This is a genomic window from Massilia niastensis DSM 21313, assembly GCF_000382345.1.
GTDB classification, from domain to species: domain Bacteria; phylum Pseudomonadota; class Gammaproteobacteria; order Burkholderiales; family Burkholderiaceae_D; genus Telluria; species Telluria niastensis.
Map to the genome: position 1 here is coordinate 187,688 of NZ_KB908078.1, position 13,766 is coordinate 201,453.

A 13,766-nucleotide genomic window follows, 5' to 3' on the forward strand; every position below is an offset into this window, starting at 1 on the left:
GATAAGAAATGAGCAAAACGCACAAGGGCCCGGCGCCGCGCCGCTGGCTCAAGTGGATCTTCCTCGGCCCGCTGCTGCTGGTGCTGGCGATCCAGTTGTACTTCTTCGTCATGGTGTGCTGGTATGCGGTGTTCAACCCGTCCTCGACCAGTTTCATGCGCCAGCAGCTGTCCGCGCTGCAGGAGAAGAACCCGAATGCGAAGCTCAAGCACCAGTGGGTGTCCTACGAGCGCATCTCGACCAGCCTCAAGCGCGCCGTGGTGGCTTCCGAGGACGCCAATTTCGCCGACCACGACGGCGTCGACTGGGAAGCGCTGGAGCGCGCCTACGAGCGCAACAACCGCCGCGCCAAGGTGGTTGGCGGCGGCTCGACCATCACCCAGCAGCTGGCCAAGAACCTGTTCCTGTCCGGCTCGCGCAGCTACCTGCGCAAGGCCCAGGAAATGGTGATCGCCTTCATGCTGGAGACCGTGATGAGCAAGAAGCGCATCCTCGAGGTCTACCTGAACGTGGTCGAATTCGGCCGCGGCGTGTTCGGCGCCGAAGCGGCGGCGCGCTACTACTACAAGACCTCGGCGGCCGGCCTGTCGTCCGCGCAGGCGGCGCGCCTGGCGGTCATGCTGCCCAACCCGCGCTACTACGACAGGCACCGCAGCACGGGCTACCTGGTGCGCCGTACCAATGCGATCCAGCGCCAGATGCGCTTTGCGGAGCTGCCCTAGTCCCGCCAGGCCCTTGAGCGCCCTGAAACGCCGGATTTCCGCCCCAATTTGTCGTGACGGGGTGGCCGCGTCCGGGGGTTACGGGTACACTTGCGCTAGTTTCGAATCCGGCCGAGAAAACAGCGCATGATCAACGTATTTGTCCTACAAAATGGCCGACTGAACCAGGTAAGCATCGCTTCGCGCGAAGATCTCGAGAACGTTTCTCCGGTCTGGGTCGACCTCACCGACCCGACCGAGGACGAGCGCATCTGGGTGAAAACCATGTATGGCGTCACCCTGCCGGGCGAGGACGAGGTCCAGGATATCGAAGCGTCGGCGCGCTACTACGAAGCCGAGAACGGCGACCTGCACCTGCGCACCGACTTCCTGCTCGAGGAAGACGACGGTCCGGCGCGGGTCGTGACGGTCGCCTTCATCCTGTCCGGCAAAAAACTGTTTTCGGTACATAACGACGACCTGCCGGTGTTCCGGCTGGTGCGCATGCGCGCGCGTTCGCGCCCGGGTTCGATCGAAGACTACATGGACGTGCTGCTCGACCTGTACGCGACCGACGCCGAGTATTCGGCGGATGCGCTGGAGGGTATCTACGAGAGCCTGGAAGAGGTCTCCACGCGCGTGCTGCAGAAGGAATTCACCGACCAGGACGCCGCCGCGGCGCTGAACGCGATCGCGCACGAGGAAGACTTGAACGGCCGCATCCGCCGCAACATGATGGACACGCGGCGCGCGGTCAGCTTCCTGATGCGCGGCCGATTGCTGAACGCCGACCAGTTCGAGGAAGCGCGCCAGATCCTGCGCGACATCGAATCGCTGGACGGCCACACGTCCTTCCTGTTCGACAAGGTGAACTTCCTGATGGACGCCACCGTCGGCTTCATCAACATTAACCAGAACAAGATCATCAAGATCTTCTCGGTGGCCTCGGTGTCCTTCCTGCCGCCGACCCTGATCGCGAGCGTCTACGGCATGAACTTCGACATCCTGCCGGAACTGAACTGGCGCTTCGGCTATCCGTTCGCGCTGACCCTGATGGCGGCCTGCGGGATCGCGCCGCTGTGGTATTTCCACAAGCGCGGCTGGCTGAAGTAGGGTGGACGGCTATGCCGTCCACGCGGTGATCGTTATCGGCACCGATGCCGGACGCGATGATCTCGCCTCTAGCTACCACCGCGTGGGCGGGAAACCCGCCCACCCTACGCAGAAGCGGGCGGTGAAGACTCACCGCCCGTTTTTTTTACCTCAGGCCAGGCGCGCGAACACCCGGCGCGCGGCGGCGACGGTTTCCTCGATCACGGCGTCGTCGTGCTGGATCGAGACGAAGCCCGCTTCGAACATCGCCGGCGCGAAGTACACGCCTTCCTCCAGCATGCCGTGGAAGAAGCGGTTGAAGCGATCCTTGTCGCCGGCCATCATCTGGGCGTAGGTCGACGGGACCGTGGCCGAGAAGTACATGCCGAACATGCCGCCCACCGAGTCGGCGCAGAAGGCGATGCCCGCTTCGCGCGCCGCCGTCGCCAGGCCGTCGACCAGCTTGGCGGCCTGGGCGCCCAGCCGCTCGTAGAAGCCCGGCTCCTGCACCAGCTTCAGGGTGGTCATGCCGGCCGCCACCGCGACCGGGTTGCCCGACAGGGTGCCGGCCTGGTAGACCGGGCCGATCGGCGCCATCTTCTGCATCAGGTCCGCGCGGCCGCCGAAGGCCGCGACCGGCATGCCGCCGCCGATCACCTTTCCCAGCGCGGTCAGGTCCGGGGCGATGCCGTACATTTCCTGGGCGCCGCCGAGGCCGACGCGGAAGCCGCACATCACTTCGTCGAAGATCAGCACGGCGCCGTGCTCGGTGCACAGCTCGCGCATGCGCTGCAGGAATTCCGGGGTGGCGCGGATCAGGTTCATGTTGCCCGCGACCGGCTCCACGATCACGCAGGCGATGGTGTCGCCCATCGACGCGAACGCGTCTTCCAGCTGCGGGACGTTGTTGTAGTCGAGGACCAGGGTGTGCTTGACGAAGTCTTCCGGCACGCCGGCCGAGGTCGGGTTGCCGAAGGTGAGCAGGCCGCTGCCCGCCTTGACCAGCAGCGAATCGGCGTGGCCGTGGTAGCAGCCCTCGAACTTGACGATCTTGTCGCGGCCGGTGGCGCCGCGCGCCAGGCGCAGGGCGCTCATGGTCGCCTCGGTGCCCGACGAGACCAGGCGCACCTGTTCGATCGACGGCAGCAGGCGGCAGATCTCCTCGGCGATCTCGATCTCGCCTTCGGTCGGCGCGCCGAACGACAGGCCGTTCGCCGCCGCATCCTGGACCGCCTTCACCACCTGCGGGTGGGCGTGGCCGAGGATGGCCGGGCCCCAGGAACCGATGTAGTCGATGTAGCGCTTGCCGTCGGCGTCCCAGAAGTACGGGCCTTCGGCGCGCGTGATGAAGCGCGGCGTGCCGCCGACCGAGCGGAAGGCGCGCACCGGCGAGTTGACGCCGCCGGGCGTCGACTGCTGGGCGCGGGCGAACAGGATGTCGTTCTTGGAGCTGGCTTGTTCTGTGGTCATGGTCGAAAAAGAGAAGGAATCGCCCGCAGGCCGGAAGCCCTACGGGCGGACAACGAAGAAATCGTCCGTCGGCATACGGCGCCTACGGACGGACAACGAAGAAATCGTCCGTAGGCATACGGCGCCTACGGACGGAAGAACTTGTTGGGTATGAACTTGCCCATGCCGAAGCGCTGCGCATGTTCGAGCGCGCCGGTGGTGTATTCCTGGGCCGCGGCAAGCGCCGCCGGCGCGTCCAGCCCGCGCGCCATCAGGGCCGTGAAGGCCGCCGAATAGGTGTTGCCGGCGCCGACGAAGGGCCCCGGCAGGTTGTTCCAGTCGACGCGCGCGACCACGCCGTCGCGATCGAACAGGGTGTTCGAGCACAGGCCCTTGTCGTCGCGGGTGCCGGTCACCAGCACGTACTGCAGGCCCGAGGAGGTCAGTTCGGCCACGTCTTCATCGAGGTTGCCGTCGCCGTCGCCGCCGTCGCGCCACATCTCGGCCATCCGGCCCAGCTCGTGCTGCGACAGGATCAGGACCGTCGCCTGCGGCGCCAGGATCGAGCGCAGCGCCGACAGCATCTCTTCGTCGCCCAGGCCCGAATCGGGCAGGGCGGACAGGAAGGGGTCGAGGATCAGGGGCGCGTCCGGATAGTCCGAGACGATTTCGGCGATCGCCGCCAGGTGCAGGGCGCTGGACACGGCGCCGACCTTGAAGGCGGCGATCGGCATGTCCTCGAGCAGGACCCGGGCCTGCTCGGCCATCCAGTCGCTGTCGACTTCATACATGTTCTCGACCCGGGCGCTGTCCGATACGAGGATCCCGGCCACTGCCGACAGGCCATGGCATCCGAGGGCGGCGAATGCGGCAAGGTCGGCCTGCACGCCGAGTGCGCCGACAGGGTCGGAAACGCCAAAAGTCAGGATAAGGGGTAACGGTTGGTTTTGCACGACGGGTAGATTAAGATACCTGATTCCACATTTTACTACTTAGAAGGAACAATACTGTGAGTACTGAATCGACGGCGCCTTTCCAGACCTGGATGTGCCTGATCTGCGGCTGGGTGTATGACGAAGCCGCAGGCGCTCCCGAGGAAGGCATCGCGCCGGGAACGCGCTGGGCCGACGTGCCGATGAACTGGACCTGCCCGGAGTGCGGCGCCCGCAAGGACGACTTCGAAATGACCGAAATCTGAATCCGGAGATGAGCGCAGGCAGGAAGCAGCGTATCGATAGTTGACGCGCTGCAACACTTCCCGCACAAGCGGGGGGCGCTGTGCTATCGTGACGTTTCATGCCGAAGTGAAACGAAAATGACGACATCGCCGCAACCGACGGGCCTGACCATCATGGTGATCGACGACAGCAGCACGATTCGCCGCTCCGCAGAGATTTTCCTGAGCCAGGCCGGTTACCAGGTGGTGCTGGCCGAGGATGGCTTCGACGCGCTGGCCAAGATCAACGATCACCATCCTGCGCTGGTGTTCTGCGACATCCTGATGCCGCGCCTGGACGGCTACCAGACCTGCGCGCTGATCAAGAAGAGCGCGCGCTTCCATGCCACCCCGGTGCTGATGCTGTCGTCCAAGGATGGCCTGTTCGACCGCGCGCGCGGCGCGATGGTCGGCGCCAGCGCCTACCTGACCAAGCCGTTTTCCAAAGACAGCCTGCTGGCCGCCGTGCGCGAACACGCGACGCACGAGCATGACGCCGGCAAGTCCTGACCCCGAACCGATTCCGGAGCCGTACGTGGCCATACACAAGATCCTCATCGTCGACGATTCCCCGACCGAGCGTTTCTACCTGACCGACATCCTGGTCAAGAACGGATATTCCGTCAGCACCGCCGTGAACGGCGAGGAAGCGCTGGAGCGGATCCGCGCCGAGCGCCCCGACCTGATCCTGATGGACGTCGTCATGCCGGGTGCGAACGGCTTCCAGGTCACGCGCTCGATCTCGCGCGACCCGGAACTGGCCTCGGTCCCGGTCATCATCTGCAGCAGCAAGAGCCAGGAGACCGACCGCATCTGGGGCATGCGCCAGGGCGCGCGCGACTACCTGGTCAAGCCGGTCGATCCCGGCCAGCTGCTGGCGGCCATCGCGGCGCTGAACGCGGCGGATTCCGGCACCGGCCTGCCGTCCCGCGAGAGCGTATGACAAGCGCGGGCGAGGCCACGCGGCACGATCCCGCGACGCGCCGCACCCGCCTGCGCGTTTACCAGGAACAGCTGCTGGAGCGGATGCAGGCCGCCAGGAGCGGCCGCGGCGCGCGCGTGCACCAGCTCGGCCTGGGCATCGGCGCCACGCGCTACCTGCTCGACCTGACCGAAGCCGGCGAGATCGTCGCGCCGGCGCCGCTGACCCCCGTGCCCCTGACCCAGCCCTGGTACCTCGGGCTGGCCAACGTGCGCGGCAGCCTGCTGGGCGTGATCGACCTCGCGCGCTACCTGGGCGGGGAGGGCACGCCGGCCGGCGGCCCGGCGCGGCTGGTCACGTTCGCGCCCGCGCTCGGATTCAACTGCGCGCTGCTGGTGCCGCAGGTGTACGGGCTGCGCCAGGCGAACGCGATGGAGCGCGCGGGCGATGCGCTGCGCGACGCCGACGGCAATACATGGACGCCGCTGTCGCTGGCGGCGCTGGTGCGGGAAGAGCGCTTCCTGCAGGTCGGCATCCACCAATAACACACCATAAACACATCGCAGGACCAGGAGCCGGAATGGGATTCGCCTCGAAACTCAGCATGAATTTCTTATCGAAGGAAAGCGCCGCCGACGACACCGTGCTGTCGTCGCCCGACACCCAGTTCGGTCCGGGCGTCGCCACGCCGGGCGCCGCCGCCGTGGCTGCCGTGGCGGCGCCGGGCGCCGCTCCTGTCGCCGCTCCGGCCAGTTCGGCCGACGCGGCGGTGCGCCGGCTCGGCGGCGTACGCCACCGCAGGAACGCGGCCGCCGACCTTGCCGACAAGGACCAGAAGGACCAGGATGACCTGAGCCTGCCGCTGATCGGCCACTGGTCGCTGCCGCGCCAGCTGCGCCTGCTGCTCGGCGCCTTCGTGGTCGGCATCCTGCTGACGATCCTGGCGATGTGGCAGAACGCCGCGCGCAACGCCGAAGCCGCGGGCCAGAACCAGACCGCCAGCGACGCCCTGATGCACTCGCAGCGGGTCGGCAAGGCCGCCCCGAACGCGCTGCGCGGCGACGGCGCCGCCTTTGCCCAGCTGGACGAAAGCCGCACCGAACTGGGCCGCGACCTGGCCCTGCTGGCGCGCGGCGGCAGCACCGCCTCCGGCGCGATTCCCGCCGCCACGGGCGAGATGGCGGCGCAGCTGTCGAAGGCGCGCGCCAAATGGAACGCCTCCGACGCGGCCGCGAGCACGATCGTCAAGAACAAGCGCCACCTGCTGGGCTTCGGCGCCAGCCTGGCGCAGCTCGATGCGCTGACGCCGGAACTGCTGGCGCTGGCCGACAGCCTGCTCGACCAGCGCACCCAGCGCGGCGGCAGCGCGCGCGAAGTGGCCGCGCTGGGCCGCATGATGACCCTGACCCAGAGCCTGTCCGGCGGCGCCCACGCCTTCGTGACGCCGGGCATGCCGCGCGCCGGCGCCGTCGACACCATCGCGCGCGACACCGCCGCCCTGGGCGCCATCGTCGACGGCCTGCTGGACGGCAGCGCCGCCCTGGGCCTGGCCCCGCTGGCCGACGCCGACCTGCGCGCGCGCCTGGCCAGGGCGCGCGAAGGCTTCCAGCGCTACCAGGAATCGATCGCGCCGCTGCTCAGCAACTTCGAACACTTCCAGGCCGCGCGCGCGGCCGAACAGGTCATCGCGCGCGACAACGAACAGCTGCGCGCGATGCTGGCGCACCTGCAGGGCGATTACCGCCGCTCCGTAGGCGGCAGCGGCGGCTGGTTCTGGCTGCTGGTGGGCGCCTCGATCTTCACCCTGGCGATGGGCGGCAGCATTTCGCGCGTGATGCTGCAGGACTCGCGCAACCGCACCCGCGGCGCCGATGCGCGCCGCCGCGAAGCCGAGGCGATGCGCCAGCTGGCCCAGGCCAAGGAAGAAGAAGCCAAGGCCACCAACGACCAGAACCAGGCCGCGATCCTGCGCCTGATGAACGAACTGCAGGAAGTGGCGGATGGCGACCTGACCGTGCACGCGACCGTGTCCGAGGACATCACCGGCGCGATCGCCGACTCGGTCAACTACACGGTGGAAGAGCTGCGCGGGCTGGTGCTGCGCGTGATCAGGACCGCCGGGCAGGTGGCGCAGGCATCCGATGGCGCGCAACAGGTCTCGGCCGGGCTGCTGGACGCGGCCGACCAGCAGTCGCGCGAGATCGAGGAGGCCTCGAGCACGGTGCTCAGCATGGCGGGCCGGATCACCGACGTGTCGCGCTCGGCGCTGGAATCGGCCGACGTGGCGCGCCAGTCGGTCGCGGCGGCCGAGCAGGGCGCGACCGCGGTGCAGAATGCGATCCGCGGCATGAACGAGATCCGCGAACAGATCCAGGAAACCTCGAAGCGCATCAAGCGCCTCGGCGAATCCTCGCAGGAGATCGGCGAGATCACCGAGCTGATCTCGGACATCACCGAGCAGACCAACGTGCTGGCGCTGAACGCGGCGATCCAGGCGGCGTCCGCGGGCGAAGCGGGACGCGGCTTCTCGGTGGTGGCGGAAGAGGTGCAGCGGCTGGCGGAACGCTCGGCCGAAGCGGCCAAGGGGATCGGCGCGCTGGTGCGCACCATCCAGACCGACACCCACGATGCGGTGGCGGCGATGGAGAAGTCGACCCAGGGCGTGGTCGAGGGCGCGCGCCTGTCGGACGCCGCCGGCGCCGCGCTGGCCGATATCTCGCGCGTGTCGAACCGCCTCGCCGAGCTGATCCAGGGCATGTCCTACGCCACCGAACTGCAGGCCACCTCGGCCAACGGCGTGGCGCACAACATGCAGCACATCCTGTCGGTCACCGAACAGACCCGGCAGGGCACGCGCCAGACCGCGCAGTCGATCCGCGAACTGGCCGCGCTGGCGCAGGAGCTGAAGGATTCGGTGTCGCGCTTCCGCGTGGCGCCGTAAGGATGCGATGATGACGACCACGATGCGCGCGGGCGGCTTCGACACCGGCCCGCTGTCCTGGGTGATCGGCGAGATCCGCGATGCGCTGGAGCGCTCCGGCGCCGCGGTGCGCGACGCCTCGGGGCGCAGCCTTGAAGCCCAGCCGACCCTGCTGCTGCACGCCAAGACCCACCTGCACCAGGCCCATGGCGCCCTGCAGATGGTCGACGTCGAAGGCGTGGGCGCCTTCACCGGCGCCGCCGAACAGCTGATCGACCGCTTCAAGGACGGCGCCCTGCCATGCACGGCGGACAACGCCAGGCTGCTGCAGGACGCCTACCAGGCGCTGGTCGAATACCTCGACGAGCTGATGAAGGGCGCGCCGCAGCAGCCGGCCCGCCTGTTCCCGTATTTCCGCGACCTGCAGGAAAAGCTGGGCGCGCAGCGCATCCATCCGTCCGAGCTGCTGGCGCTCGACCTGTCGTCGCTGCCCGAACTGCCGGCCGCTCCCGCGGACGGCGCGCCCGACTACGCGGCCTGCCGCGCGCGCTTCGAGAAATCCCTGCTGCCCTACCTGAAAAGCGCGGACGCCGCCCAGGGCGGCGCACACGCCGCCGGCATGCGCGACGCGATCGCGCCGATTGCCGGCGCCCAGCAGGACCGGCGCGCGCGCCTGTTCTGGCAGGCCATGCATGCCTTCGCCGCCGTGGTGGCGGAAGGGCAGGTGGCGGGCGACCTGTACGTCAAGCAGTTGTTCGGCCAGATCAACCTGCAGGTGCGCCGCCTGTCGCAGGGGCAGGGCGGCACGCCCGACGCGATGCTGCGCGATGCGCTGTTCTTCGTCGCCGCCGCGCCTGATCCCGGTCTTGAAGCGCAGGCCTTGCGCCAGGCGCTGGGACTGGCGGGCGCGGTCCCCGTCGACTACCAGGAGCGGCGCTACGGCAGGATCGACCAGGCGGCGCTGAAGGAAGCGCGCGAAGCGCTGGCCCGCACCAAGTCCGACTGGGACCGCATCGCGACCGAATCGGACGAGCTCGTCGAGGACGATTTCAACGACGCGCTGGCGCGCCTGGCCGGCGCCAGCGAAAAGCTGGGCGCGCCCGCGCTGGCCCAGCTGCTGCGCGAACTGGGACGCGCTGCGACCGATTCGATCTCGTCCGGCCGCAGCGACCGCTTCGGCCTCGAGATGGCGGCCGCCATGCTGTTCGTCGAGAACGGCCTGGACCAGCTGCGCCAGCTGCCCGAGGATTTCGCCGAGAACGCCGAAGCCGTGGGCGCGCGCCTGCTGGCGCTGGCGGCCGGCGAAACGCCGCCGGACGCCGGACACTGGCAGGGCGAGCTGGCGCGCCAGATCCAGCAGGGCCAGACCGTGGCGGTGCTGGCCGGCGAGATCAAGGCCGGCCTGCGCCAGATCGAGAAGCTGCTCGACGCGTATTACGACGATCCGTCGAAGCGCCAGGTGCTCGAACAGGCCACCCCGGTGCTGCACCAGCTGCAGGGCGCGCTCGCGATCCTGGACCAGGACGAGGCGGTGCTGGCGACCCGCCACGTCGCCGACGAAGTGCGCAGGCTGGCGGAGTTCGACGGCGACGTCACCAACCAGCACGCGGCGCTGCACAACATCGCGCAGAACATCGGCGCGCTCGGCTTCTTCGCCGACCTGATGGCGCAGGACAGCGAGACCGCGAAGGACCGCTTCACGTTCGACGCCGACAAGCGCCTGCTGCGCGAGATGCCCTACGAATTCGTCGAGACGCAGCCGGAACCCGTGGCGCAGCCGCAGGAGGAGCCGGACGCGATCGATGCCGAACTGCTCGAGATCTTCATCGCCGAGGCGCAGGAAGTGCTGGGCTTCGTCGGCGCCACCCTGCCGCTCGCGGCGCAAGACCCGGCCAGCCAGGAAGCCCTGACCCTGCTGCGCCGTTCCTTCCACACGCTCAAGGGCAGCAGCCGCATGGTGGCGCTGGAACGCTTCGCCGACACCGCGGCCGCCATCGAGCGCGTGATGAATGTGTGGCTGGCCGACACCCGGCCGGCCACTGCCGACCTGCTGGCGCTGCTCGCGCACGCGCATGCCGAACTGGATGCCTGGGTGGCCGAGCTGGCCGCCGGCCGCGCGCCGGCGCGCGACGGCGCCGCGCTCATCGAAGCGGCGGCGCGGGTGCAGGAAGGCGGGGCGTTCGAACCGGCGGCCGCGCAGGACGCCGCGCACGACGCCATGCTTGCGGACGACGGGATCAAGCGCGTCGGCGAGCTGCGCATTCCGCTGGCGCTGTACGACATCTACCTGGGCGAGACCGCGCAGCTGTGCGACACCCTGGCGCAGGAATTCGAGGCCTGGCGCCGCGAGCCGCACCGCACCGTGTCGCCGGATGGCCTGAAGGCCGCGCATACCCTGGCCGGCGCCTCGGCCACGGTCGGCTATGGCGCGCTGCGCGACGTCGCCCGTGCGCTCGAAGCGACGCTCGAAAGACTGGTGACGCCCGGCGCGGCGATCGAGGATGGGCAGCGCGACCTGTTCGACGCGACCCTGTCGCGCATGCGCACGATGCTGCAGGTGTTCGCCCTGGGCGAACTGGCGCCGCCCCAGCCCGACCTGGTCGCCCAGCTCGACCTGCTGTGCGAGCGGGTGGCGAGCCAGCAGGCGGCGGCCGTGTATGGCGAAGCCGATCCCGAGCTGGCGCAACGGCTCGACGCCCTGTTCGCCACGGCCTACGAGGGCCTGATGGCGGCGCCGCCGCTGTTCGAGCCGCAGCCGGCTGCCGCGCCCGACGCGCCGGCGGCGCCGGTGGCGGACGGCATCGACGACCTGTTCGACGCCTTCCTCGACGATCCCTTCGCGGCGCCCGCACTGGTGCAGGCGGCGCCGCAGGAAAGCGGGGAAGAACCCGAACCGCCGCTCGAGGCGGACTTCGTGGCGGTGACGCCGGACGAAGCGGTGCTGCAGGAACACGGCGAAAGGACCGCGCTGCCTGTGGAGGCCGACTTCGTGGCGGTGACGCCGGACGAAGCGGTACTGCAGGAAAGCGGTGAACAGGCCGAACCGCCGCTCGAGGACGACTTCGTGGCGGTGACCCCGGACGAAGCAGTGCTGCAGGAAGACTGGGACGATGCGCACGCCGGAGGTTTCGTGGCGGTGACGCCGGACGAAGCGATCCTCACCCGGCCGCTTGCGCAGGAGCCGGCCGACATCGTGCTGGGCGGCGCGCCGGTGTTCGCCGACGAGCTGGACCCGGACCTGCTGCCGGTGTTCCTGGAAGAGGCGGCCGACCTGTTCCCGCAGATCGGCAACGGCCTGCGCGCATGGCAGCAGAATCCGGCGGACACCGCGATCGCGCAGGGCCTGCAGCGCGCCCTGCACACGGTCAAGGGCAGTGCGCGCATGGCGGGCGCGATGCGCCTGGGCCAGCACACGCACGAGCTGGAGACCCAGGTCGAGAACATGGTGCACGCCGGCACCTCGAACCCGGCCGCCTTCGACGAACTGCTGGCCAACTACGACCAGGCGCAGCTGCTGTTCGAGCAGCTGCAGCAGCCGCGTCCGGCCGCGGCGCCCGAGGCGCAGGCCGCGGCGCCCGCAGCCGAACTTGCGGCCGCCGCTGCGCCGGCTGCGCCGGCCGCGCCGGCCGCACGCGCCCCGCTGGTGCGGGTGCGCGCCGACATCCTCGACCGCGTCGTGAACCAGGCCGGCGAGGTGTCGATCACGCGCTCGAAGCTGGAAACCCAGGTCGGTTCGCTCAAGGGCGCGCTGAACGATTTCTCCGACAACGTGGCGCGCCTGCGGCGCCAGCTGCGCGAGATCGAGATGCAGGCCGAGTCGCAGATCGCCTCGCGCCTGTCGATCGCGGGCGAGCGCGAATTCGACCCGCTCGAATTCGACCGCTTCACGCGCCTTCAGGAACTCACGCGCATGATCGCCGAGAGCGTGAACGACGTCGCCTCGTTCCAGGAAGCCCTGGGGCGCACGGTGGACAGCGCCACCGAGGAGCTGGCCGCGCAGTCGCGCCTGACGCGCGAACTGCAGCGCGACCTGATGCGGGTGCGGATGGTGCCGTTCGCGAGCCTGTCGGAACGCCTGTTCCGCGTCGCGCGCCAGACCGCCAAGGAAACCGACAAGCGCGTCAACCTCGACATCCGCGGCAGCGCGGTCGAGATCGACCGCAGCGTGCTGGAACAGATGGCGGCGCCGTTCGAGCACCTGCTGCGCAATGCGATCGTGCACGGCATCGAGCCGCGCGCGCAGCGCCAGGCGGCGGGCAAGCCGGACACCGGCGAACTGCTGGTGCAGGTGAGCCAGCACGGCAATGAAGTGGTGCTCCAGTTCGGCGACGACGGCGCCGGCCTCGACCTCGACCGGATCCGCGCCAAGGCGCGCGCGACCGGCCTGCTGGGCGAGGACGAGCAGGTGTCGGACCAGGAAGCGGCGGAACTGATCTTCGAGCCCGGTTTCTCGACGGCGGACACGCTGACCGAGCTGGCCGGGCGCGGCGTCGGCATGGACGTGGTGCGCTCCGAGGCGCAGGCGCTGGGCGGCCGCGTGGCCATCGTGTCCGAGCCGGGCAAGGGAGCGCGCTTCACCATCCACCTGCCGCTGACCCTGGCGGTGGCGCAGGTGGTGCTGGTGGCGGCGGGCGGACGCACCCATGCGGTGCCGGCCACCCTGGTGGAGCAGGTGCAGCAGGTGCGCGAGGCCGACCTGCTCGCGGCGCGCGACGCGGGCCGGATCGTGCTCGGGGGCGACACGCTGGCCCTGCACGAGCTGCAGGACCTGGTGGGCGGCGAGGGCGCGCGCACTCCGGTGCAGCGCTCGACCCCGGTGCTGGTGCTGGGCAGCGGCAGCAGCCGCATCGCGCTGCGCGTCGACGAGGTGCTGGGCAACCGCGAGGTGGTGGTCAAGAACATCGGGCCGCAGCTGTCGCGCGTGAAGGGAATCGCGGGCGCGACGGTGCTGGGTTCGGGCGAGATCGTGCTGATCCTCGATCCGCTGGCCCTGGCCCAGCGCGCCCCCGGCCGCGGCCGCGTGCAGGCCGAGGTGGCGCGCCAGGTGCAGCGCCCGACCGTGATGGTGGTGGACGATTCGGTCACCGTGCGCCGCGTGACCCAGCGCCTGCTGGAACGCGAAGGCTACCTGGTGGTGCTGGCCAAGGACGGCGTCGAGGCGCTCGAGCTGATCGGGCAGCAGGCGCCCGACCTGATGCTGGTCGACATCGAGATGCCGCGCATGGATGGCTTCGACCTGACCCGCCATGTGCGCGGGAACGAGGCGACCCAGCAGATTCCGATCATCATGATCACCTCGCGGACGGCGGACAAGCACCGCAATGTCGCGCTGGGGCTGGGCGTGAACGCGTATTTCGGCAAGCCCTACCAGGAAGAGGTGCTGCTGGAGGCGATTGCGAGCCTGCTGGGGCGGGATGCGGGGCTGAATACCGGTACGGCTTAGGGGAGAACCCGGGTTCCCGCAGA

General features: G+C 69.4%; 10 protein-coding genes. 8 read left to right on the forward strand and 2 right to left on the reverse strand.

Annotated features, from left to right (window positions below; translation table 11 throughout):
• Positions 1-8: 8 nt before the first annotated feature.
• The gene (mtgA, locus tag H162_RS0103195) at positions 9-722 is read left to right on the forward strand and encodes a monofunctional biosynthetic peptidoglycan transglycosylase (protein ID WP_020652003.1); all 714 of its coding nucleotides are present in this window, start codon (positions 9-11) and stop codon (positions 720-722) included.
• A gap of 126 nt (positions 723-848) precedes the next feature.
• Positions 849-1,814, forward strand: coding sequence for a magnesium/cobalt transporter CorA (gene corA / locus H162_RS0103200; protein ID WP_020652004.1), 966 nt, complete (start codon positions 849-851; stop codon positions 1,812-1,814).
• A 150-nt stretch (positions 1,815-1,964) separates the two neighbouring features.
• Here the strand turns inward: corA and hemL are convergent, their stop codons facing one another.
• The gene (hemL, locus tag H162_RS0103205) at positions 1,965-3,263 is read right to left on the reverse strand and encodes a glutamate-1-semialdehyde 2,1-aminomutase (RefSeq protein WP_020652005.1); all 1,299 of its coding nucleotides are present in this window, start codon (positions 3,261-3,263) and stop codon (positions 1,965-1,967) included.
• A gap of 125 nt (positions 3,264-3,388) precedes the next feature.
• Positions 3,389-4,195, reverse strand: a complete 807-nt coding sequence (gene thiD, locus H162_RS0103210) for a bifunctional hydroxymethylpyrimidine kinase/phosphomethylpyrimidine kinase (protein ID WP_026354167.1) — start codon at positions 4,193-4,195, stop codon at positions 3,389-3,391.
• Positions 4,196-4,287: 92 nt separating this feature from the next.
• On the opposite strand from thiD, the gene H162_RS0103215 reads away from it, so the two are divergent.
• The 6 genes from H162_RS0103215 (at position 4,288) to H162_RS0103240 (ending at position 13,743) form a co-directional block, all read left to right on the forward strand.
• On the forward strand, positions 4,288-4,440 hold the full coding sequence (locus H162_RS0103215; protein WP_020652007.1) for a rubredoxin: 153 nt from the start codon (positions 4,288-4,290) through the stop codon (positions 4,438-4,440).
• 117 nt (positions 4,441-4,557) lie between these two features.
• A complete protein-coding gene (locus tag H162_RS0103220) occupies positions 4,558-4,968 on the forward strand; it encodes a response regulator (RefSeq protein WP_020652008.1) in 411 nt (136 codons plus the stop codon).
• Between the two features lie 25 nt (positions 4,969-4,993).
• Complete coding sequence (locus tag H162_RS0103225) at positions 4,994-5,401, forward strand: response regulator (RefSeq protein ID WP_020652009.1); 408 nt, start codon at positions 4,994-4,996, stop codon at positions 5,399-5,401.
• On the forward strand, positions 5,398-5,925 hold the full coding sequence (locus H162_RS0103230) for a chemotaxis protein CheW (protein ID WP_020652010.1): 528 nt from the start codon (positions 5,398-5,400) through the stop codon (positions 5,923-5,925). The genes H162_RS0103225 and H162_RS0103230 overlap by 4 nt, the downstream gene beginning before the upstream one ends.
• 59 nt (positions 5,926-5,984) lie before the next feature.
• Positions 5,985-8,321, forward strand: coding sequence for a methyl-accepting chemotaxis protein (locus H162_RS0103235; RefSeq protein WP_229451902.1), 2,337 nt, complete (start codon positions 5,985-5,987; stop codon positions 8,319-8,321).
• Between the two features lie 7 nt (positions 8,322-8,328).
• Positions 8,329-13,743, forward strand: a complete 5,415-nt coding sequence (locus H162_RS0103240; RefSeq protein WP_020652012.1) for a hybrid sensor histidine kinase/response regulator — start codon at positions 8,329-8,331, stop codon at positions 13,741-13,743.
• The last annotated feature ends 23 nt before the right edge of the window (positions 13,744-13,766 follow it).

What these genes read in the sequence shown, in the direction of transcription:
- mtgA (WP_020652003.1), top strand. Translation starts at nt 9, where the DNA reads ATGAGCAAAACGCACAAGGGCCCGGCGCCGCGCCGCTGGCTCAAGTGG.
- corA (WP_020652004.1), top strand. Translation starts at nt 849, where the DNA reads ATGATCAACGTATTTGTCCTACAAAATGGCCGACTGAACCAGGTAAGC.
- hemL (WP_020652005.1), bottom strand. Translation starts at nt 3,263, where the DNA reads ATGACCACAGAACAAGCCAGCTCCAAGAACGACATCCTGTTCGCCCGC.
- H162_RS0103215 (WP_020652007.1), top strand. Translation starts at nt 4,288, where the DNA reads ATGTGCCTGATCTGCGGCTGGGTGTATGACGAAGCCGCAGGCGCTCCC.
- H162_RS0103220 (WP_020652008.1), top strand. Translation starts at nt 4,558, where the DNA reads ATGACGACATCGCCGCAACCGACGGGCCTGACCATCATGGTGATCGAC.
- H162_RS0103230 (WP_020652010.1), top strand. Translation starts at nt 5,398, where the DNA reads ATGACAAGCGCGGGCGAGGCCACGCGGCACGATCCCGCGACGCGCCGC.
- H162_RS0103235 (WP_229451902.1), top strand. Translation starts at nt 5,985, where the DNA reads ATGAATTTCTTATCGAAGGAAAGCGCCGCCGACGACACCGTGCTGTCG.
- H162_RS0103240 (WP_020652012.1), top strand. Translation starts at nt 8,329, where the DNA reads ATGATGACGACCACGATGCGCGCGGGCGGCTTCGACACCGGCCCGCTG.